Here is a 20,821-nt window from a genome sequence, read left to right as displayed (position 1 = left end):
ACGGGGCGGCCTTTAAGGAAAACGACACATGGAAACCCTGACTACCTTGAAAGTTATCCACGTTGCAGCCACCGTGTTGCTGCTGCTCAGTGGTCTGGGGCTGGCGTTGCTGGCCTGGCGCAAACGCAGTGTCGGCCCGGCGGTGACCGTGCAGCGCCCGTGGGCATTCGTCTGGTTGTTGATGGGGATTTGCGTGGTGAGCATGCCGTTTACCGGCTGGTGGCTGGCGCATCTGATCGGCTGGCCGCTGGGGCAGACGTGGATCCTGGGGTCCAGCCTCCTCTATACCGTGGCGGCGCTGGCGTGGTTCTGGCTGGTGGCGCGGCTTAATCGGCTGCGTCGGGGCGAGGGTGGTAGCTTGAACTTCACCTTGGTGCTGGCAGTGGTCAGCCTGGTGGGGTTTGTGGCGATTGCGGGGCTCATGGGTGCAAAGCCGGTTTGAGGCTTTAGACCGAGTCGCCTGCATCGGGGGCAAGCCCCCTCCCACATTTTGACCGTGTGAACCCGATCAAGTGTGGGAGGGGGCTTGCCCCCGATAGATTTATCAGCCGCGCAGCGTAATCACCGGCCAACCACGCTTTTCGGCTTCAGCCCGCAGATTCGGGTCCGGATCCACCGCCACCGGGTGGGTCACCTGCTCCAGCAACGGCAAATCATTCATCGAATCGCTGTAAAAGTAGCTGTCTTCCAGGCTGTACCCGGTTTCTTCCAGCCAGCGGTTCAAGCGCGTCACCTTGCCCTCACGAAAGCACGGCACATCGGTGCTGCGCCCGGTGTAGCGACCGTTTTCCATCTCGCACTCGGTGGCGATCAGGGTTTCGACGCCCAGGCGTGCGGCAATTGGCGCGGTGACGAAACGGTTGGTGGCGGTGATGATGACCAGGGTGTCACCGGCGGCGCGGTGTTTGGCCAGCAGTTCCAGGGCCAGGGGCAGCACGATCGGCTCGATGCAGTCGCGCATATAGTCGTTGTGCCACTCGTCCAGCTGGGCCATTTCGGTGCGGCCAAGGATTTCCAGGCAGAAGTTCAGGTAGGCGGCGTTGTCCAGCTTACCGGCCAGGTAGTCCTGGTAGAACTCGTCGTTGCGGGCCTTGTAGGCCACAGGGTCGAGAATCCCGCGTTCACAGAGGTAATCGCCCCAGGCGTGGTCGCTGTCACCGCCGAGGAGGGTGTTGTCCAAGTCGAATAAAGCCAGGCGCATTGCAGTTACTCGCTGAAAAGTCTGTAAAAAGGCGTCCAGAATACGGTCTTTTCACAAGAGTGCACATAAGGTAAGAAGCCTCGTTGCCGCTTCATCAACCTTTGTGGAACAATGCGGCGACATGCGTTTGCGAGGTTGTTGCCGTGATCGACCCCGATGGTTTCCGTCCTAATGTCGGGATTATTCTTACGAATGATGCCGGACAGGTGCTATGGGCTCGCCGAATCAACCAAGATGCCTGGCAGTTTCCTCAAGGCGGAATCAACCCCGACGAAACCCCTGAAGACGCCTTGTACCGTGAGTTGAATGAAGAAGTCGGCCTTGAGCGTGAAGATGTACAAATTCTGGCCTGTACCCGTGGCTGGTTGCGCTATCGTTTGCCGCAACGCCTGGTGCGTACCCACAGCCAACCGCTGTGCATCGGCCAGAAGCAGAAATGGTTTCTCCTGCGCCTGATCTCCAACGAGCAGCGGGTGCGGATGGATTTGACCGGTAAACCGGAGTTCGATGGCTGGCGTTGGGTCAGCTATTGGTACCCGTTGGGCCAGGTGGTGACATTCAAGCGCGAAGTTTATCGTCGCGCTCTCAAAGAGCTTGCCCCGCGCCTTTTAGCGCGCGACTGACGACGGAGTTCGACCCCGAGCCATGCTCAATACGCTGCGCAAGATCGTCCAGGAAGTTAACTCCGCCAAGGATCTCAAGGCGGCGTTGGGGATTATTGTGTTGCGCGTCAAGGAAGCCATGGGCAGCCAAGTCTGCTCGGTTTACCTGCTGGACCCCGAGACCAACCGTTTTGTGCTGATGGCCACCGAGGGCTTGAACAAGCGCTCTATCGGTAAGGTCAGCATGGCGCCCAATGAAGGTCTGGTGGGCCTGGTGGGGACGCGTGAAGAACCCCTGAACCTTGAACACGCCGCCGATCACCCGCGTTACCGCTACTTTGCCGAAACCGGTGAAGAGCGTTACGCCTCGTTCCTCGGCGCACCGATCATTCACCACCGCCGCGTCGTCGGCGTGTTGGTTATCCAGCAAAAAGAACGCCGCCAGTTCGACGAAGGTGAAGAAGCCTTCCTCGTGACCATGAGTGCGCAGCTCGCTGGCGTGATTGCCCACGCCGAAGCCACCGGCTCGATTCGCGGCCTGGGGCGCCAGGGCAAGGGCATCCAGGAAGCCAAGTTCGTCGGCGTACCGGGTTCGCCAGGTGCGGCGGTCGGTACCGCCGTGGTCATGCTGCCGCCGGCCGACCTCGATGTGGTGCCGGACAAGACCGTCCATGACATCGACGCTGAAATCAAACTGTTCAAGACCGCCCTGGAAGGCGTGCGCGCCGACATGCGCAACCTGTCGACCAAGCTGGCCACCCAGCTGCGCCCCGAAGAGCGTGCGCTGTTCGACGTGTACCAGATGATGCTCGACGACGCGTCGCTGGGTAATGAAGTCAAGACCGTGATCAAGACCGGCCAGTGGGCCCAGGGCGCGTTGCGCCAGGTGGTCACCGATCACGTCAACCGTTTCGAATTGATGGACGACGCCTACCTGCGCGAACGCGCCTCGGACGTGCGTGACCTCGGTCGCCGTCTGTTGGCGTACCTGCAGGAAGACCGCACCACCAACCTGGTCTACCCCGACAACACCATCCTGATCAGTGAAGAACTGACCGCCACCATGCTTGGCGAAGTGCCGGAAGGCAAGCTGGTCGGCCTGGTGTCGGTATTGGGTTCGGGTAACTCCCACGTCGCGATCCTGGCCCGTGCCATGGGCATCCCGACGGTGATGGGCCTGGTGGACCTGCCGTATTCCAAAGTCGACGGCATCGACATGATTGTTGATGGCCACCGCGGCGAAGTGTTTACCAACCCCAGCGAAGTGATGCGCAAGCAGTACGCCGAAGTGGTTGAAGAAGAGAAGCAACTGGCGCTGGGCCTTGATTCATTGCGCGAGCTGCCGTGCGTGACCACCGATGGCCACCGTGTGCCACTGCTGGTGAATACCGGCCTGCTGGCCGACGTGGCCCGTGCGCAACAGCGCGGCGCCGAAGGGGTGGGGCTGTACCGCACCGAAGTGCCGTTCATGATCAACCAGCGTTTTCCGAGTGAGAAGGAGCAGCTGGCGATTTATCGCGAGCAACTGCAAGCCTTCCACCCGTTGCCGGTGACCATGCGCAGCCTGGACATCGGCGGCGACAAGTCACTGTCGTATTTCCCGATTAAAGAGGACAACCCGTTCCTCGGCTGGCGCGGTATCCGCGTCACCCTCGACCACCCTGAAATTTTCCTCGTACAGACCCGCGCCATGCTCAAGGCCAGCGAAGGCCTGAACAACCTGCGCATTTTGCTGCCGATGATCTCCGGTACCCATGAACTGGAAGAGGCACTGCACCTGATCCACCGTGCCTGGGGCGAAGTACGCGACGAAGGCGCCGACGTGCCGATGCCGCCGATTGGCGTGATGATCGAAATCCCGGCGGCGGTGTACCAGGCCAAGGAGCTGGCGCGGCAGGTGGACTTCCTGTCGGTGGGCTCCAACGACCTGACCCAATACCTGCTGGCCGTGGACCGTAACAACCCACGGGTGGCCGACCTCTACGACTACCTGCACCCGGCGGTGCTGCAAGCCCTGCAACACGTGGTGCGCGACGCCCATGCCGAAGGCAAGCCGGTGAGCATCTGCGGTGAAATGGCCGGCGACCCGGCGGCGGCGGTGCTGTTGATGGCGATGGGCTTTGACAGCCTGTCGATGAACGCCACCAACTTGCCGAAGGTGAAGTGGATGCTGCGCCAGGTTGAACTGAGCATGGCCAAGGATCTGCTGGCGGAACTGATGACCATCGACAACCCGCAAGTTATCCACAGCTCGCTGCAGTTGGCGCTGAAGAATTTGGGGCTGACGCGGATGATCAACCCCGCCTCCGCAAAAACCCTCTAATTTCAGCCGGTCGGCTTTTGTAGTGAGCGGGCTTGCCCCGCGCTGGGTGGCGAAGCCGCCCCACAACCCGCTAACCGGTTCTATCTGAAAGCATGCGGCGCTTGTATTAGGGCGGCTTCGCCACCCAGCGCGGGGCAAGCCCGCTCACTACAGGAGGAGTTCTACCTCGCCCAGTCTGCCGCCATGCGGTCCAAAACTACGCTCCACCATCCGCCTCGTCCCGTCGGCATTCACAATCAGCGCCGTACTCGCCCGCGTCCCGTAACTCGGGCTGGCAATAAACACGCTGGATAAAAGGCTTTCCGTCGCCAATCCCACCCCTGTATCTGGCAGGTCCGCAAACGGCGCCGTCTGTGGATCACTCAAAATCCCCAGCAACGCCTCCGGCTGCGGGTCCCCAAGTAGTTCGCTCAACGCCGCCTTGGCCTTGAGCAACTTAGGCCACGGCGTATCCAACCCTGCATTGGATAACCCGTACACCCCAGCCTTCAACCGCGTCGGCTCGGTATGGTTGGCGTTGTAATGCCACAACTCATCCCGCGTGCCCACCAGCAGGTTGAACCCGGCATATTCAATCGAACGGCCGTTAACGTCGGCCAAATAGTCCTCAATCGGCAGTGAACCGTTGAGAAAACGCGCCACCAGTTCCCCTCGGGACTTGCGTGCCGGCGGCTGGTGGGGATCGCGGATATTGGTCAGGGCGGCAAAACGCCCATCGGCATTCACACCCAGCCAAGTGCCCCCCGCTTCCTGGTCGCGACCGGCATAGACACCGGGCGCATCCGGCCACTGGGCCAGCGGCAGGCTGGGGCGGGCGTAGAACTCATCGCGGTTGGCCGCAACGACCAGCGGCTGGGCATGGTCCGGCCGCCAGGCGAAAACAATCAGGCACATCAGGCGATCCCTTTTGTGTTTTTTTGCCACTCTACCCACACCGGCTGCAGCGTTCCATCGTATCCAGTTGGGTCGCATGCCTTCCATCCGTTAACATGCCGGACTTGGTTGGGGGGCTCCCATGGAATTTCTGCTGTATTTGCTGCTTGGCGCCTGTGCGGGCGTGCTCGCCGGGCTATTCGGCGTGGGCGGCGGGATAATCATCGTGCCGGTGCTGGTGTTCAGCTTCACCTTGCAGGGCTTCGACCCGCAGGTGCTGACCCACCTGGCCGTGGGCACGTCCTTGGCAACAATCATCTTTACCTCGGTGAACGCGGTGCGTGAGCACCACCGGCGTGGCGCGGTGCGTTGGCCGATCTTCGTGTGGATGACCGTGGGCATCCTGCTCGGCGCCGGCTTTGGTGCGCTGACTGCCGAAGCGATTTCCGGCCCGCACCTGCAGAAGATCATTGGCGTGTTCGCCCTGCTGGTGGCCGTGCAGTTGGCCCTGGAGGTCAAGCCCAAAGCCAGCCGGACGGTGCCGGGCAAGGTCGGCCTGACCCTGGCGGGCACGGTGATTGGCTGGGCCTCGGCGATTTTCGGGATTGGCGGCGGCTCGCTGACCGTGCCGTTCCTGACCTGGCGCAGCGTGCCGATGCAGCAAGCGGTGGCCACCTCATCGGCCTGTGGCCTGCCGATTGCGCTGGCCAGCGCTTTAAGTTTCATGATTCTGGGCTGGCATGACCCACTGTTGCCCGCTCATAGTCTAGGGTTCGTGTATTTGCCGGCACTGTTGGGCATTGCCCTGACCAGCATGGTGTTTGCCCGCTTCGGCGCACGCTTGGCACATCGGTTGTCGCCGCGTTTGCTCAAGCGGTTGTTCGCCGGGTTGCTGTTCTGCGTCGGCATAAACTTTTTGCTTTAAACAACTTGAGTAATGCAGGCTTAATCGCGCCCCGGCATGGTCCGGCGCCATCACGAATGATTTAACGAGGAGTCGCAATGCTGCCTTACCCGCAGATCGACCCGGTGGCCCTGGCCATCGGTCCGCTGAAAATCCACTGGTACGGGTTGATGTACCTGATTGGCATCGGCGGTGCCTGGTTTCTGGCTTCCCGACGCCTGAACCGTTTCGATCCGACCTGGACCAAGGAGAAGCTCTCCGACCTGATTTTCTGGCTGTCGATGGGGGTGATCGTCGGTGGGCGCCTGGGGTATGTGCTGTTTTACGACCTCTCCGCGTACATCGCCAACCCGACGCTGATCTTCGAAGTGTGGAAAGGCGGCATGGCGTTCCACGGCGGCTTTATCGGCGTGATGATCGCGGCCTGGTGGTTCGGTCGCCGCAATGGCAAGTCGTTTTTCCAACTGATGGACTTCGTTGCGCCGATGGTGCCGATCGGCCTGGGCGCCGGGCGTATCGGTAACTTCATCAACGCCGAGTTGTGGGGCAAGCCGACCGACGTGCCGTGGGCGATGATCTTCCCGCCGTTCAGCGACCCGGCGCAATTGCCGCGCCACCCGTCGCAGCTCTACCAGTTCGCGTTGGAAGGTGTGGCACTGTTCCTTATCCTGTACATCTTCTCGCGCAAGCCGCGCCCCACCATGGCGGTGTCGGGCATGTTCGCGTTGTTCTACGGGATCTTCCGCTTTGTCGTCGAGTTCGTGCGCGTGCCGGATGCGCAACTGGGCTACCTGGCGTTCGGTTGGGTGACCATGGGCCAGATCCTCAGCCTGCCGATGATCCTGGGCGGCCTAGGCCTGCTGTGGTGGGCCTACAACCGCCCGCAGCCTTTGAAGAACACCGCGCTATAAATTCGAATGCCGAGGCTTCCAAGCCTCGGCTTCAACGATACGGGTACCCAAATGAAGCAATATCTCGAACTACTGAACGACGTCGTGACCAATGGGTTGACCAAGGGCGATCGCACCGGCACCGGCACCAAAGCGGTGTTCGCCCGTCAGTATCGGCATAACTTGGCCGACGGCTTCCCGTTGCTGACCACCAAGAAGCTTCACTTCAAAAGTATCGCCAACGAGCTGATCTGGATGTTGAGCGGCAACACCAACATCAAGTGGCTCAACGAAAACGGCGTGAAAATCTGGGACGAGTGGGCCACTGAAGACGGTGACCTCGGTCCGGTGTACGGCGAGCAGTGGACCGCCTGGCCGACCAAGGACGGCGGCACGATCAACCAGATCGACTACATGGTCCATACGCTCAAGACCAACCCTAATAGCCGTCGCATCCTGTTCCACGGCTGGAACGTCGAGTACCTGCCCGACGAAACCAAGAGCCCGCAGGAAAACGCGCGCAACGGCAAACAAGCCCTGCCGCCGTGCCACCTGTTGTATCAGGCGTTCGTACACGACGGTCACTTGTCGATGCAGTTGTATATCCGCAGCTCCGACGTGTTCCTCGGCCTGCCGTACAACACCGCCGCGCTGGCGTTGCTCACCCATATGCTGGCCCAGCAATGTGATCTGATCCCTCACGAGATCATCGTCACCACCGGCGACACCCACGCCTACAGCAATCATATGGAGCAGATTCGCACCCAGCTGGCGCGCACACCGAAGAAGTTGCCGGAACTGGTGATCAAGCGTAAGCCTGCGTCGATCTACGATTATAAATTCGAAGATTTTGAAATCGTAGGCTACGACGCTGACCCAAGCATCAAGGCCGACGTCGCTATCTGAAGACGGTCTCGGTCTAAATGTGGGAGGGGGCTTGCTCCCGATAGCGGTGGGTCAGTTAAGTCATCGGTGACTGACACGCCGCCATCGGGGGCAAGCCCCCTCCCACATTTGAACCGTGTTCGCTTGAATTAATGGCCGTGGCTTCTGCCCACATGCGAGGGCTCTGCCTCGCTGGCGGCAACACCTCCGCTCACCTCCAGTTGCTGCAAAATCCCGCAATGATCTCCGCCGCCACAGCGCTGGCGCAGGTCCAGCAATTGCTCCTGCAGCGCCAGCAGCCCGTCGATCCGCGCTTTCACATGGTGGATATGCTCATCGATCAACGCATTTACGTTTTCGCATTGGTCCTGCGGGCTGTCCCGTAGCCCGAGCAGGCTGCGGATTTCTTCCAGGGTCATGTCCAGGCTGCGGCAGTTGCGGATAAAGACCAGCCGCTCGGTGTGCGCCTGGGTGTACACGCGGTAGTTGGCGTCAGTGCGCGCCGGGGGCGGCAGCAGGCCTTCCTTCTCGTAATAACGGATGGTTTCCACCGGGCAGTCGGTCAGTTTGGCCAATTCGCCGATCTTCATCGCAGCAATCTCCAAATGGGTGCTTGACCCTATAGTGGCTACAGGGTCTTTACTTGGCAACAGGCACCTCTACGGACGCGACAGAATGAGCGATTCCATCCACACCCCGCACAAACATGACCACGATCATGGCCCGAAGAAATTGACCCCCGTGCATGACCACGGCCACGGCGGCTCCTGCTGTTCCGGCACGCCGGCCCCTGCGTTGGTGCAACTGAGCGAAGCGCCCACCGCCGGTTCGCGGCTGAGCACCTTTCGCATCGAAGCCATGGACTGCCCCACCGAGCAGACGCTGATCCAGAACAAACTGGGCAAGCTTGCGGGCGTGCAGCAGCTGGAATTCAACCTGATCAACCGCATCCTCGGCGTCACCCATGACCTGCCGAGCACCGCGCCGATCATCGACGCGATCAAATCCCTCGGCATGCAGGCCGATCCCATCGAAGAAGGTACGCCTGCCGCTGAGCCGCCCGCCAAGAAACACTGGTGGCCGCTGGCGTTGTCCGGCGTCGGCGCGTTGGCTGCCGAAGTGCTGCACTTCAATGACGCCGCGCCTACCTGGGTGATCGCGGTGGTGGCATTGGTGTCGATCCTCAGCGGCGGCCTCACCACGTACAAAAAGGGCTGGATTGCCCTGAAAAACCTCAACCTGAACATCAATGCCTTGATGAGTATCGCGGTGACCGGCGCGATCCTGATTGGCCAGTGGCCGGAAGCCGCGATGGTGATGTTCCTGTTTACTGTCGCCGAGTTGATCGAAGCCAAATCCCTGGATCGCGCGCGTAATGCCATCAGCGGCTTGATGCAGATGACACCCGAGCAGGCCACCGTGCAGCAGGCTGACGGAACGTGGGTTGAAAAAGAGGTCAAAAGCATAGAAATGGGTGCCATCGTGCGGGTTAAGCCCGGCGAACGCATCGGCCTGGACGGTGAAGTCACTGCCGGCCAATCCACCATCGACCAGGCGCCGATCACCGGTGAAAGCCTGCCGATTGAAAAAACCGTGGGCGATAAAGTCTTCGCCGGCACCATCAACCAGGCCGGTTCCCTGGAATATAAAGTGACCGCGGCGGCCAACAACTCCACCCTGGCGCGCATCATTCACGCGGTGGAACAGGCCCAAGGCGCACGGGCGCCGACCCAGCGGTTCGTCGACAGGTTCTCGAAAATCTACACCCCGGCCGTGTTCCTGTTTGCCTTGGGCGTGGCCATTATTCCGCCGCTGTTCATGGCTGGCGTCTGGTTCGACTGGATCTACCGTGCCCTGGTGCTGCTGGTGGTGGCATGCCCGTGTGCGCTGGTGATTTCCACCCCAGTGACCATCGTCAGCGGTCTCGCTGCGGCGGCGCGCAAAGGCATCCTGATCAAGGGCGGCGTGTACCTGGAGGGCGGTTACAAGCTCGACTACCTGGCCCTCGACAAGACCGGCACCATCACCCACGGCAAGCCGGTGCAAACCGATTACCTGGCGCTGTTCCCTAACGTCGAAGACAGCGCGCCGGCCCTGGCCGCCAGTCTGGCCGGGCGTTCCGACCACCCGGTGTCGCTGGCGATTGCCAACGCGGCTGTGGATAAAAATCTGCCCACCCACGTTGTGGATAACTTCGAGGCCCTGGCCGGTCGCGGCGTGCGCGGGGATATCAATGGCGAAACCTACCACTTGGGCAACCACCGCCTGGTGGAAGACCTGGGCCTCTGCTCGCCGGCGCTGGAAGAGAAACTCTTCGCCCTCGAGAAACAGGGCAAGTCCGTGGTGCTGCTGCTCGACAAATCCGGCCCGCTGGCGCTGTTCGCTGTGGCCGACACGGTCAAGGACAGCAGCCGTGAGGCCATCCAGCAACTGCACGAGCTGGGCATCAAGACCCTGATGCTCACCGGCGACAACACCCACACCGCCCAGGCGATTGCTGCCCAGGTCGGTATCGACCAGGCCCAGGGCGACCTGTTGCCTACCGACAAATTGCAAGCCATCGAAACCCTCTACGGCCAAGGCCATCGCGTGGGCATGGTTGGCGACGGCATTAACGACGCACCGGCGCTGGCCCGTGCCGAGATCGGTTTTGCCATGGCCGCAGCCGGTACCGACACCGCCATCGAGACCGCTGACGTAGCGCTGATGGATGATGACCTGCGCAAGATTCCGGCATTCATTCGTCTGTCGCGGCAAACGTCGAGTATCCTCAAACAGAACATCGCCCTGGCGCTGGTGATCAAGGCGATTTTTCTCGCCGTGACCTTCCTGGGCATGGCCACCATGTGGATGGCGGTGTTCGCCGACATGGGCGTGAGCCTGTTGGTGGTGTTCAATGGCCTGCGCCTGTTGCGCAAATAGTCGATGAGAGGGTGGTGTGCTGAGTGCCGAGTTGAAGGCGTTTTACATGGTCGCCCGCCTGGGCAGCATCACCCAGGCGGCGAAAAAGCTCGGCCTGAGCCAACCCACGGTCACCACCCAGGTCCGTAACCTGGAAAGCCAATACGGCGTCGAGCTGTTCTACCGAGGCGGCCGCCGCCTCACCGTCAGCGATGACGGCGCGCGCCTGCTGCCGATGGTCAAGGCGCTGTTGCAGCAGGAAGCGGATATCGAGTTCTTCCTGCGCAACAATGGCCAGGTCCAGGGTGCATTGAGAATTGCCGCGACCGCGCCGTATTACATCCTCGATTTGGTCAAAGCCTTCCGCGAACGCCTGCCGCAGGTGGAGGTGTCGGTAGAAATCGGCAACTCCCAGCAAGTGCTGGAAGCGCTGGACGATTATCGCGTCGACGTCGCCGCCTCCTCGCAATTGCTGGAAGACCCACGCCTGATTCGCCGCGTATTGGGCACTGATCCGCTGGTGTTGGCGGTGCATCGCAATCATCCACTGGCCCAGCTTGATCATGTGTCGTTGAACGCGTTGGCAGGGCACACGCTGTTGATGCGTGAGGCCGGCTCCACCACCCGCAGGTTGACCGAAGACATGCTGCAGGGCGCCGGCGTGAGTTACGGCCCGCTGCTGGAAATCGGCAGCCGCGAATCCATTCGTGAAGCGGTGCTGCGCAATATCGGCATCAGTATCATTGCCCGTCAGGAAGTGCCTCATGACCCGCAGCTGCGGGTGCTGACGATCGAGAATGCGCCGCAGATTCCGGAATACCTGTACTGCCTGAAGGAACGAAAGGGCGCGCGGTTGCCGGCGGCGTTTCTGGGGTTGGCGCAGGAAATGTCTCCAATTTAGAGGTGTGTGGCTGCCTTGAGGGCCAATCGGGGGCAAGCCTCATCTTGGAACTCGGTCAAGTGTGGGAGGGGGCTTGCCCCCGATAGCGATAGACCAGGCAACTCACCGCTGAGAGCCCTACCCAAATCCACCAATACCACTATCACCGCGTTTTGCCTTTCTGCCACATCAGGGACGCATTGCCTGCCTAGCATGGCCTTCATCAGTTTGATGAGGTGCCACCATGAACACAGCCCTGACCCAACCCGGCGCGCCGATGAAGGTGCGCGGTATCCAGAAACGCTTCGGCGCCTTTACCGCGCTGGATAACGTCTCCCTGGACGTCGCCGCCGGCGAGCTGGTGTGCCTGCTGGGCCCGTCCGGCTGCGGCAAGACCACCTTGCTGCGCTGCATCGCCGGGCTGGAGCGCCAGGACAGCGGCGAACTTTACCTGGGCAACCGGGATGTTTCCCTGCTGCCGCCCCAGGCACGGGACTACGGCATTCTGTTCCAGTCCTACGCGCTGTTTCCCAACCTCACCGTCGAAGCGAACATCGGCTACGGCCTCACCGGCAGCAGTCGTGATGAAGTACGCCAGCGCGTTGGCCAGATGCTGGAATTGGTCGGCTTGCTGGGCAGCGAAAAGAAATACCCCGGGCAACTCTCCGGTGGCCAACAGCAGCGGGTCGCGCTGGCGCGTGCCTTGGCCCCGGCGCCGTCGTTATTGCTGCTGGATGAACCGATGTCAGCCCTCGACGCCCGCGTGCGCGAGCATCTGTGCACCGAGTTGCGCCAACTGCAACGACGCCTGGGTATCACCACGTTGATGGTCACCCACAACCAGGACGAAGCCATGCTGATGGCCGACCGCATTGCCGTGATGAACAACGGCAAGGTCGAGCAATACGCCACGCCCCAGGAGATCTACGACCGCCCGGCCACGCCGTTCGTGGCGGAGTTCGTCGGCCAGGGCAATTGGCTGCCGTTCAGCCGCAACAGTGTCAGCCACGCCCAGGTCGGCGGCATGAACATGCGCCTGGCCGACGATGCCGGTGCGGCCAAGTCCGGGCGCCTGTTCTGCCGCCCGGAGGCGATCAGCATCAACCCGCCGGTGCACGAAGAGAACCTGTTCCCGGCCAAGGTCCGTGAGATCACCTTCCTCGGCAACCGCTGCCGCATGAGCTTTGAACTGGAGCAATTGCCCGGCCACCCGTTACTGGCCGAATTGGCGCCGGAAGCCATGCCGCGCCTGGGCGCCCAGGATATCTGGGTGGCCTTGCCGCCGCGCAGCCTGCAGGTGTTTGCCTGAGATGGCTACGGTGATGACGCTGCCGCGCCAGGCTTCCCGCGCCGAAACGGGCGACCGTATTTTCGTGCTCGGCGGCAAGCTGTTGTGGCTGTTGCTGCTGGGCATCGCCGTGCTGCTGCCATTGCTGGCGATCTTCTGGCGCGGTTTCAGCAGCGAAGCCGGGCAGGGCGGTGGTCTGGTCGCCGCGCGGGAACTGGTCACGAGCGACAACTTCCACTGGCTGCTGGGCAACAGCCTCAGAGTCTCCCTCAGCGTGGCGGCCATCGTCGTACCGCTGGCTTACCTGTTTGCCTACGCCCTGCAACGTACGCTGATTCCCGGCAAGGCGATCTGGCGCGGCCTGTCGCTGCTGCCGTTGATGGCGCCGTCGATGTTGCCGGGCATTGCGCTGGTGTACCTGTTCGGCAACCAGGGCATGCTGCGCGGGCTGCTCTCGGACAACATCTACGGCTTCTGGGGCATTGTGCTGGGTGAGGTGATCTACACCTTTCCACATGCCTTGATGATTCTGCTGTCGGCGTTATCCCTGGCGGATGCGCGGCTGTTTGATGCGGCTTCCAGCATGGGCGCGAGCCCGGCTCGGGCGTTTCGCAGCATCACCTGGCCAGCCACACGCCAGGCGGTGTTCGCCGCGTTTTGCCTGGTGTTCACCCTGACCATCACCGACTTCGGTGTGCCCGTGGTGGTGGGCGGCGATTATCAGGTGCTGGCGCTTGAGGCCTACAAAGCCGTGGTTGGCCAGCAGCAGTTCGGGCGTGGCGCATTGATCGGCATGGTGTTGCTGCTTCCGGCGCTGTTCAGCTTTGGCGTGGATGCCTGGCTGCGTCGTCGCCACGGCGATTCCATGAGCGGCCGCGCCCAAGTGTTCCAGCCGGCACCCTCGCGCCTGAGAGACGGCTGCTATCTGAGTATCGTGCTGTTGATCTGTGCCGTGTTGCTGCTGGTGTTCGGCATGGCGGTGTATTCGTCGCTGGTGAAATTCTGGCCGTACAACCTGTCGCTGTCCCTTAACCACTATCAGTTCGAAGACACCGCCGGCGGCGGCTGGCTGGCCTACCGCAACAGCCTGAGCATGGCGCTGTGCACGGCGTTGATCGGCAGCGTGCTGATCTTCACCGGGGCCTACCTGATGGAAAAGACCAAGGGCCAAAAGGGCTTGAACCTGGCGCTGCGCATGCTCAGTTTTGTGCCGATGGCGGTGCCTGGGTTGGTACTGGGCCTGGGCTACGTGTTCTTTTTCAACCTCAACGGCAACCCCCTGCATGTGTTCTACGGGACCATGACCCTGCTGGTGGTGTGCACCATCGCGCACTACCTGACCACCGCACAGATGACCGCCACCACTGCACTGCGTCAGCTCGACGCGGAGTTCGAAGCCGCCGCGCTGTCGCTCAAAGCGCCGCTGTACCGCCATTACTTGAAAGTGACGGTGCCGATCTGCCTGCCGGCGCTGCTGGACATCGTGCGCTACCTGTTTGTGTCGGCGATGACCACCGTGTCCGCCGCGATCTTCCTCTACAGCCCCGACACCATCCTCGCTGCCGTCGCCGTGCTGAATATGGACGACGCCGGCAACGTCGGCGGTGCGGCGGCCATGTCCACTTTGATTCTGTTCACCTCGGCCGGCGTCTCGCTGCTGCTGGCGTGGGCTTCACATGGCGCGCTGCGCCGCTCCCAAGCCTGGCGCCAGACCGCGCCGGGCCAATAATCCTGAAGGAGGTGTTTCATGTTCAAGCCCCTGGCGCTGGTCGCTGCCGTACTCACTGCATTCAGCCTGAATGCCTTCGCCAAGACCGAGTTGACCGTGTACACGGCCCTCGAAGCCGAGCAGTTGAAGACCTATAAGCAGGCCTTCGAAAAGGCCAACCCCGATATCGAAATCAAATGGGTACGCGACTCCACTGGCATCATCACCGCCAAGCTGCTGGCCGAGAAAGCCCGCCCGCAGGCCGATGTGGTGTGGGGCCTGGCCGCCTCCAGCCTGGCGATCCTCGACCAGCAGGGCATGCTGGACAACTACGCACCCAAGGACCTGGACAAGATCGGCAAGAACTACCGCGACGCCGCCAACCCACCGGCCTGGGTCGGCATGGATGTGTGGGCCGCAACGATCTGCTTCAACACTGTGGAGGCCGAGAAACAAGGCCTGACCAAGCCGGTGAGCTGGCAAGACCTGACCAAGCCTGAGTACAAGGGCAAGATCGTCATGCCCAACCCGGCGTCGTCCGGCACGGGCTTCCTGGATGTGAGCGCCTGGCTGCAGACCTTTGGCGAGAAGCAAGGCTGGCAGTACATGGACGACCTGCACCAGAACATCGGGCAGTACGTTCACTCCGGCTCCAAGCCGTGCAAGCTGGCAGCGTCGGGTGAATTCCCGATCGGGATTTCGTTCGAATACCCGGCCGTGCAGTTGAAGCGCCAGGGCGCGCCGCTGGACATCATCCTGCCGAAGGAAGGCCTGGGCTGGGACATCGAAGCCACGGCGGTGATCAAAGGCACGGCCCACGCCGACGCCGCGAAAAAACTCGCCGACTTCTCCGCAAGCCCAGCTGCCATGGACCTGTACAAGGACAACTTCGCCGTCCTCGCCCAGCCCGGCATTGCCAAGCCGCAGACCGAATTGCCGGCCGATTATGAACAGCGCCTGATCAAGAACGACTTTGCCTGGGCCTCGAAGAACCGCGACAGCATTTTGACCGAGTGGCGTAAGCGCTATGACGGCAAGTCCGAGAAAGTGGCAGGGCAGTAAGGTTTTTCGTTAGGGCTACTGGCATCATCGGGGGCAAGCCCCTCCCACACGGATGGCATTCACAAATCGAACTGTGGGAAGGGGCTTGCCCCCGATGGCGGTCTGGAAAACAGGACATCACGATATGACACACCACAGCGACCTGCTGATCATCGGCGCCGGCATCCTCGGCCTGTCCCATGCCTACGCCGCCGCCAAGCGCGGCCTCAAGGTCAAGGTGTTCGAGCGCAGTGCCACCCCGCTGGGCGCCTCGGTGCGCAACTTTGGCCAGGCGCTGGTCACCGGCCAACCGCCGGGGCCGATGCTCGACCTGGCACGGGAAAGTCGCGCTATCTGGGGGCAATGGGCTGAGCGGGCGGGTCTGCAGCTCAAGCGCAACGGCGCCTACCTGTTCGCCCGCACCGAAGCGGAAGAGCATCTGCTGGAAGCCTTCTGTGCCGGCCGTGCACAGGAGCACGGCTACAACGTTGACCTGCTGCAAGGCGCAGCGATGAAAGATCTATACGGCGGCCAGTTCCGTCATCATCGCGCCGCGCTGCATGGCAAGGACGATCAGCAGCTGTATTCGCGCGAAGCGATCCCGGCGCTGATCAACTACCTGGCGCAAGCGCTGAACGTGGAGTTCTACTTCTCAACGCTGGTGCGCGATGTGGAACCGGGCCAGTTGCACAGCACGGCGGGCAGCTTTCGCGGCGAGCAGATCATCGTGTGCTCCGGCCACGACTACCAGACCCTGCTGGCCGAGGTGATCGCCGAACTCAACCCGAGCATCTGCCGCCTGCAAATGCTGCGTGCGCGGCCTGCGGTGAACCTGAACCTGCAACACGCGTTGCTCACCGGCTTGAGTTGCGTGCACTACGGCGCCTTCGCCGATCTGCCGGAAGCCGCGCCGGTGCAGGCGCAGATCCTGCGTGAAGCGCCGCACCTGCACGAACACGGCATCCATCTGCTGATCAGCCCGACACCCCATGGCGAGCTGATCATCGGCGACTCCCATGACTACGGCAGCGATGCGTCGCCCTTCAATGCCGAGCAGATCGACGACTGGATGATCGAACTGGCCGAGCAGACGCTGGGCTGCAATATCCAGGTGGTGGAACGCTGGCAGGGCGTGTACGGCTCGCGCGGGCCGGCGCCGTTTTCCTTCCTGCGGGCTGCTCCAGGCATCAGTGCGGCGTTGATGCACACCGGCGTGGGCATGAGCGTCGGGCCGGCGATGGCAGAGCGCAATATCACCACACTGTGGGGAGCGGCGTGATGAACCCGGAACAGGCAATCGCCGACGTCTTCGGCTTGTATGAGCAATACGGCACGGCGGACTACATCGGCGAGCCGGTGTCGCAGCTCGAGCACATGTCCCAGGCTGCGCAGTTGGCCATGGCCGAGGGCGTTGATGATGAAGTGGTGCTGGCGGCGTTTTTCCACGATATCGGTCACCTCTGCGGCCAGGGTGGCGAAAACATGGACGGTTATGGCGTCGTCAGCCATGAGCGGCTGGGTGCGGATTATCTACGCCGTGCAGGGTTCAGCGAGCGCATGGCCAAGTTGGTCGAGTATCACGTACAGGCCAAACGCTACTTGACCTTTGTTCAACCGGATTACTACGCGCGCTTGAGTGAGGCCAGCCGCCGTACCCTGGCCTATCAGGGCGGGGTGATGAGCGCCGAAGAAGCCCGAGCCTTTGAGCAGGACCCGCTGTGCGCCGTCAGTTTGCGCATGCGTCACTGGGACGAACAGGCCAAAGGCGTGAACGTACCCGTGTTGGACGTTGAGGTGCTGAAGGTCAAGGCCCGTGGGATGTTGCGCTGACAGGGGACTTTTGCCGACAGGGAAAGGTACAGGCAGGGTGTTGTTCAGTTGTACTTTCCTGTCTTCGGCATGGCCGCGCTGACCTAGTTGATAAACCTCCCTTGCGCTAGCGTGTGAGCGTGTTCTAAAGGGAGAAGGTCCATGCGTTATTTAAAGGTGATTGCTCAAGACCGCTCTTACAGTGGCAGGCCAGATACCGTCGTGCTGCAGTTTTGCGCAACGGTGGCTGGCAGCAAAGAAGCGGTGATTAATAACGCCTACGCGCTGGACATCAATGAAGACGGAGACATTGATGTCTGCTTGGGGGATGTCACAAATAATAAGCTGGAAAGTACCCGTGATCACCAGTTGCTGAGCAAGTTTGCCGGCGCCTATCTGAAATTTAACTGGTTCAGCAGCGGGCTTGCTTCAATGCGTTATATGCATATCTTTACCGAGGATTTTTATAAGGACGGCACCCCAGATACTGTCCGTTTACATCTGTATAAGGGCTTCGGCCCTATCACTAAAAAAACACGGGTCATGTGGAACGCTGCGTATGACTTCGATAACGACGGGGCGCTCGAATGGAACATTCACTTTGATGTTAACCATGATGGCGTTATTGACGACATCGACAGGACGCTGGTTCAACAGCTTGCCGAGACCTACTTGAGATTCAAATGGCATGAGCCCGAGGGGGCGCCACGTTGTAACGGGCGTTGAGCGCTGGTCTCAGAGTGCGTTGGCCAGGCTTTCGATCTGTTCGTTGCGCTCTGCCTGGCTCAGCTTGGCATTCGGGTTCAGCGATGACCACTGCGGATGCGCGCGGGCTTTGTGCAACGCGTCCGGCAACTTGCCTTCGCGCCAGCTTTTGTCCTGGGGCGTGTCGACCTTGATGCTGTGCATCGCCGCATGGCCGCGCAGGTTGAGGGCCTTGAGCAACTGGCGTTGGCGCAGGGCGAGCAGGCGCAACACGCTGTCGTCGACGGTCAGCTCGCGCTGGCCTTTGATTTTGCCCAACAGGCGGCTGCCATAACTGCGTGCGGTTTGCAGTGCGCCACCGGCAATCGCGCCAGCCAGGGCGGCGGCGCCAAGCGTCAAGCCACCGACCAATAAATCCACACCGGCCCCTGCGGCCGCGCCTGCCGCGATCCCCCCGCCGACGCGCACGCCCAGTTGCTTGAGGGTTTCCGGGTTGAACAGGTCATCGCCCCAGCGCCCGTCCAGCAAGGGAAGGTCGCTGGCGGCGGCGTCCTGCGGGCGGAAGCCGAATAATTTGAGCAAGGCTTCCACGCATTTTTGTTCACGTTGGCGTACGGCTTTGCGCAGGTCACCGATGGCTTGCTGTTCATCTTCGGTGAGCACGCTGCGGCGGCAGGCGGCGCAGTCGATCAGCAGCTCGGCGATCAAGCGCACGGCGCTTTGCTGACGGGCCTGGCGTTGGGCTTGCTGGTCGAGAATCAACCGCTCCAGCTGTGGCCGCGCGTTCTCCAGCAGCAAGGCAAGGCTTTCATACAAGCGTCGCTCGCCGTCTTCCGGCGGCGCCACGCTGTCGAAGCGCACCAGCGCATGCAGGCCAAGGCGGGCGAGGGCTTCGCGCCAGTCCGGCTCGCGGTGGTCGCTGCTGCTGACAAAGTTGAGCACCGGCAGCAACGGCTTACCGCAGCTGGCCAGCACTTGCAGCTCATCGCGGTACTTGGCCAGTACCGGCTCGCGGGCGTCGATCACGTACAATCCGGCGTCGGAGGCCTGCAGTTGGCGCAGCACTTTGGCTTCCTGCTCGAAGCGCTGGCGGGCTTCGCTGCCCTCCAAAAAGCGCGCCAAGCGTGCCGGGCCGTCGAGGCGTTCGCCGGGGCGATCCAGGCGCTCCAGGTAATCGAGCAGGGCGATGGCGTCTTCCAGTCCGGGCGTGTCGTACAGCTCCAGCAAGGCTTCGCCGTCCACCGACAAACGCGCGCCTTCGACATGCCGCGTGGTGCTGGGGCGGTGGGAAACTTCGCCAAAGCCCACGTCACGCGTGAGGGTGCGCAGCAGCGAGGTCTTGCCGACATTGGTGTGGCCGACCACGGCGAGTTTCAGGGGCTTAGTCATGACCGCTCTCCAGCCAGTTCAATGGCGCACAATCGGCGAACGGCAGTTCAAGCTGTTGCAGTGCGGCGTGCCAGTCGCCCAAGCGTTCGGCGTCCAAGGCCTGGCCGGACGGGGCTTGCAGCAACCACACGCGGGTGGCGGTGGCGCTGCGCGCCAGCTCGGCGATCAGCGCCAGGCTGCCACGGTCGGGCGAACGGCGCGGGTCGCAGGCAATGGCCAGGCGTGCGGGCGGAAAGCGCGTCAGTTGTTCGAGCAGTTTGTGACGCGATTCGCGGCTGTCGAGGATGCCGGCGTTCTTCACGCTGGCCGGCAGTTTGGGTGGCCAAGCGTGTTGATCGTCCAATTCGATGGCGACCACCAGCGCGCCGTCGCTTTCCAGTTCACTGACGCCGCCGCTGACGTGATGCAGCTGTTCGGGTGCGGCGTCGTTGACGCCGAGGCGCTCGCTGCTCGGCATCAAACGCTCACGCAGTTGGCTGTAGCCCGGCAGGTTCAGGTCCAGGCGCAATGCCGCGCGCCCGCGTTTCCAGCGCCACAGGCACAGCAGCGCGAGGACCAGGCGGGGCAGCAGGCCGTAGACCAGCAGCACGCCCACCAGCCAGGCGGCCCAGGCTTGGCGGGCGCTTTCGATATTCAGCGCGGAGTCGCCGCTGGCGCGGATCATCTCGACGGTCGGCACGTTGAAGCCGAGCAACGCGGGCAAGGTGCCGAGGGCCTGGGTGACGGCGACAAAAGTGTCGGCACCAAGAATGGTGGTTTCCCACACAAAGCCGTAGCGGCGGGTGGCGAGCAGCGTAAGAAGAATCACCAGCGCACTGAGCAACGCCAACAACCACAGGCTGTTGACCAGCACACCCACCGCCCAGCGATTGAGTTTGTGCCGTTGCAGCAGCAGTAACAGCGCGGGTGCCAGTTGGGCCGCTTTAGCGTCACGGGCGAGTTTTTCGCTGAGCCACAACCACAGTCGCCCCAGGCTGGCACTGTGTTCGCCGGCAAACAGCAGGCCCAGCGCCCAACTGATCAGCAGGATCAGGTTCAAACCGAGCAGGCTGCCCAGGGCCCAGAACACATTCACCGGGGTCAGGCCGTTACCCAGCGCAGCAAAGGCCAGTCCGGCGCCGCTGATCACGGCGACGATGGCCAGCAGCACCAGCGCCAAACGCGCGCCTTGCAGCCAGCGGGTGAGGGCGGCGGTGAGTCCATCGCGCTCGGCCAGGTGCAGGGCGCGCTGCTGGATGCGCGTCGGCAGGTCACCGCCGGCCGAGCGGGCCAGGCGGTTGGCTTCCAGATCTTCCAGGTTGCCGGCGTGTTCTTCGCGCAGGCGTACGGTTTCTGTCAGCCAGAGTTTTTGCAGGGGGTTCAGTGCAGTCACGCGCCGTCCTGTTGAGCAAGTGAGGTTGGAGCATAACCGCAGACCTGCGG

At 62.1% G+C, this 20,821-nt stretch carries 19 protein-coding genes; 14 read left to right on the top strand and 5 right to left on the bottom strand.

Translation table 11 applies throughout. The annotated features are described in order from the left end of the window. Window positions 1-28 precede the first annotated feature (28 nt). A complete protein-coding gene (locus AO064_RS19515; protein WP_064054350.1) occupies window positions 29-442 on the top strand; it encodes a DUF2269 family protein in 414 nt (137 codons plus the stop codon). A 102-nt stretch (window positions 443-544) separates the two neighbouring features. Here the strand turns inward: AO064_RS19515 and AO064_RS19510 are convergent, their stop codons facing one another. After that, window positions 545-1,201, bottom strand: coding sequence for a histidinol-phosphatase (locus tag AO064_RS19510; protein WP_064054349.1), 657 nt, complete (start codon window positions 1,199-1,201; stop codon window positions 545-547). Between the two features lie 143 nt (window positions 1,202-1,344). On the opposite strand from AO064_RS19510, the gene AO064_RS19505 reads away from it, so the two are divergent. Together AO064_RS19505 and ptsP are read left to right on the top strand one after the other, a co-directional pair. Next, window positions 1,345-1,824, top strand: a complete 480-nt coding sequence (locus tag AO064_RS19505) for an RNA pyrophosphohydrolase (protein ID WP_003176750.1) — start codon at window positions 1,345-1,347, stop codon at window positions 1,822-1,824. Between the two features lie 22 nt (window positions 1,825-1,846). Further along, complete coding sequence (gene ptsP / locus AO064_RS19500) at window positions 1,847-4,126, top strand: phosphoenolpyruvate--protein phosphotransferase (RefSeq protein WP_015886393.1); 2,280 nt, start codon at window positions 1,847-1,849, stop codon at window positions 4,124-4,126. Between the two features lie 147 nt (window positions 4,127-4,273). On the opposite strand, the gene AO064_RS19495 is transcribed toward ptsP, so the two are convergent. Next, window positions 4,274-5,020, bottom strand: a complete 747-nt coding sequence (locus AO064_RS19495) for an NRDE family protein (RefSeq protein WP_064054348.1) — start codon at window positions 5,018-5,020, stop codon at window positions 4,274-4,276. A gap of 121 nt (window positions 5,021-5,141) precedes the next feature. On the opposite strand from AO064_RS19495, the gene AO064_RS19490 reads away from it, so the two are divergent. The 3 genes from AO064_RS19490 to AO064_RS19480 all read left to right on the top strand — a co-directional run bounded on the left by AO064_RS19490 (window position 5,142) and on the right by AO064_RS19480 (window position 7,699). Next, window positions 5,142-5,924 carry a sulfite exporter TauE/SafE family protein gene (locus tag AO064_RS19490; RefSeq protein WP_015886391.1) on the top strand — a complete coding sequence of 261 codons (783 nt, stop codon included), beginning with the start codon at window positions 5,142-5,144 and terminating at the stop codon, window positions 5,922-5,924. A gap of 77 nt (window positions 5,925-6,001) precedes the next feature. After that, window positions 6,002-6,814: a prolipoprotein diacylglyceryl transferase gene (gene lgt, locus AO064_RS19485; RefSeq protein ID WP_064054347.1), complete on the top strand. Its 813-nt coding sequence runs from the start codon at window positions 6,002-6,004 to the stop codon at window positions 6,812-6,814. 51 nt (window positions 6,815-6,865) lie between these two features. Next, a complete protein-coding gene (locus tag AO064_RS19480; RefSeq protein ID WP_015886389.1) occupies window positions 6,866-7,699 on the top strand; it encodes a thymidylate synthase in 834 nt (277 codons plus the stop codon). A gap of 128 nt (window positions 7,700-7,827) precedes the next feature. Here the strand turns inward: AO064_RS19480 and cadR are convergent, their stop codons facing one another. Beyond that, a complete protein-coding gene (gene cadR, locus AO064_RS19475) occupies window positions 7,828-8,268 on the bottom strand; it encodes a Cd(II)/Pb(II)-responsive transcriptional regulator (protein WP_015886388.1) in 441 nt (146 codons plus the stop codon). 85 nt (window positions 8,269-8,353) lie between these two features. Here cadR and AO064_RS19470 point away from each other — a divergent pair, with 85 nt between their 5' ends. The 8 genes from AO064_RS19470 to AO064_RS19435 all read left to right on the top strand — a co-directional run bounded on the left by AO064_RS19470 (window position 8,354) and on the right by AO064_RS19435 (window position 18,031). After that, a complete protein-coding gene (locus AO064_RS19470; RefSeq protein WP_064054346.1) occupies window positions 8,354-10,600 on the top strand; it encodes a heavy metal translocating P-type ATPase in 2,247 nt (748 codons plus the stop codon). 16 nt (window positions 10,601-10,616) lie between these two features. Further along, complete coding sequence (locus tag AO064_RS19465; protein ID WP_046034919.1) at window positions 10,617-11,480, top strand: LysR family transcriptional regulator; 864 nt, start codon at window positions 10,617-10,619, stop codon at window positions 11,478-11,480. Between the two features lie 223 nt (window positions 11,481-11,703). Continuing rightward, window positions 11,704-12,768 (top strand): putative 2-aminoethylphosphonate ABC transporter ATP-binding protein, encoded by a 1,065-nt coding sequence (locus AO064_RS19460; RefSeq protein WP_064054345.1) that lies wholly within the window; start codon window positions 11,704-11,706, stop codon window positions 12,766-12,768. 1 nt (window position 12,769) lies between these two features. Further along, window positions 12,770-14,476 carry a putative 2-aminoethylphosphonate ABC transporter permease subunit gene (locus AO064_RS19455; RefSeq protein ID WP_064054344.1) on the top strand — a complete coding sequence of 569 codons (1,707 nt, stop codon included), beginning with the start codon at window positions 12,770-12,772 and terminating at the stop codon, window positions 14,474-14,476. An 18-nt stretch (window positions 14,477-14,494) separates the two neighbouring features. After that, window positions 14,495-15,517, top strand: coding sequence for a putative 2-aminoethylphosphonate ABC transporter substrate-binding protein (locus AO064_RS19450; protein ID WP_015886383.1), 1,023 nt, complete (start codon window positions 14,495-14,497; stop codon window positions 15,515-15,517). A gap of 124 nt (window positions 15,518-15,641) precedes the next feature. Continuing rightward, on the top strand, window positions 15,642-16,775 hold the full coding sequence (locus AO064_RS19445) for a TIGR03364 family FAD-dependent oxidoreductase (RefSeq protein WP_064054343.1): 1,134 nt from the start codon (window positions 15,642-15,644) through the stop codon (window positions 16,773-16,775). Continuing rightward, window positions 16,775-17,326 carry a phosphonate degradation HD-domain oxygenase gene (locus AO064_RS19440; protein WP_015886381.1) on the top strand — a complete coding sequence of 184 codons (552 nt, stop codon included), beginning with the start codon at window positions 16,775-16,777 and terminating at the stop codon, window positions 17,324-17,326. Before AO064_RS19445 ends, AO064_RS19440 begins: the two co-directional genes overlap by 1 nt. Before the next feature lie 141 nt (window positions 17,327-17,467). Further along, on the top strand, window positions 17,468-18,031 hold the full coding sequence (locus AO064_RS19435; protein ID WP_064054342.1) for a hypothetical protein: 564 nt from the start codon (window positions 17,468-17,470) through the stop codon (window positions 18,029-18,031). Window positions 18,032-18,040: 9 nt separating this feature from the next. Here AO064_RS19435 and AO064_RS19430 read toward each other — a convergent pair whose 3' ends face one another. After that, window positions 18,041-19,399: a DUF3482 domain-containing protein gene (locus AO064_RS19430; RefSeq protein WP_064054341.1), complete on the bottom strand. Its 1,359-nt coding sequence runs from the start codon at window positions 19,397-19,399 to the stop codon at window positions 18,041-18,043. Next, a complete protein-coding gene (locus AO064_RS19425; RefSeq protein WP_064054340.1) occupies window positions 19,392-20,771 on the bottom strand; it encodes a DUF2868 domain-containing protein in 1,380 nt (459 codons plus the stop codon). The genes AO064_RS19430 and AO064_RS19425 overlap by 8 nt, the downstream gene beginning before the upstream one ends. Window positions 20,772-20,821: the final 50 nt, after the last annotated feature.

Source organism: Pseudomonas marginalis (assembly GCF_001645105.1).
Taxonomy (GTDB): Bacteria; Pseudomonadota; Gammaproteobacteria; order Pseudomonadales; family Pseudomonadaceae; genus Aquipseudomonas; species Aquipseudomonas petroselini.
This window is presented reverse-complemented; position numbering and strand designations above follow the sequence as displayed.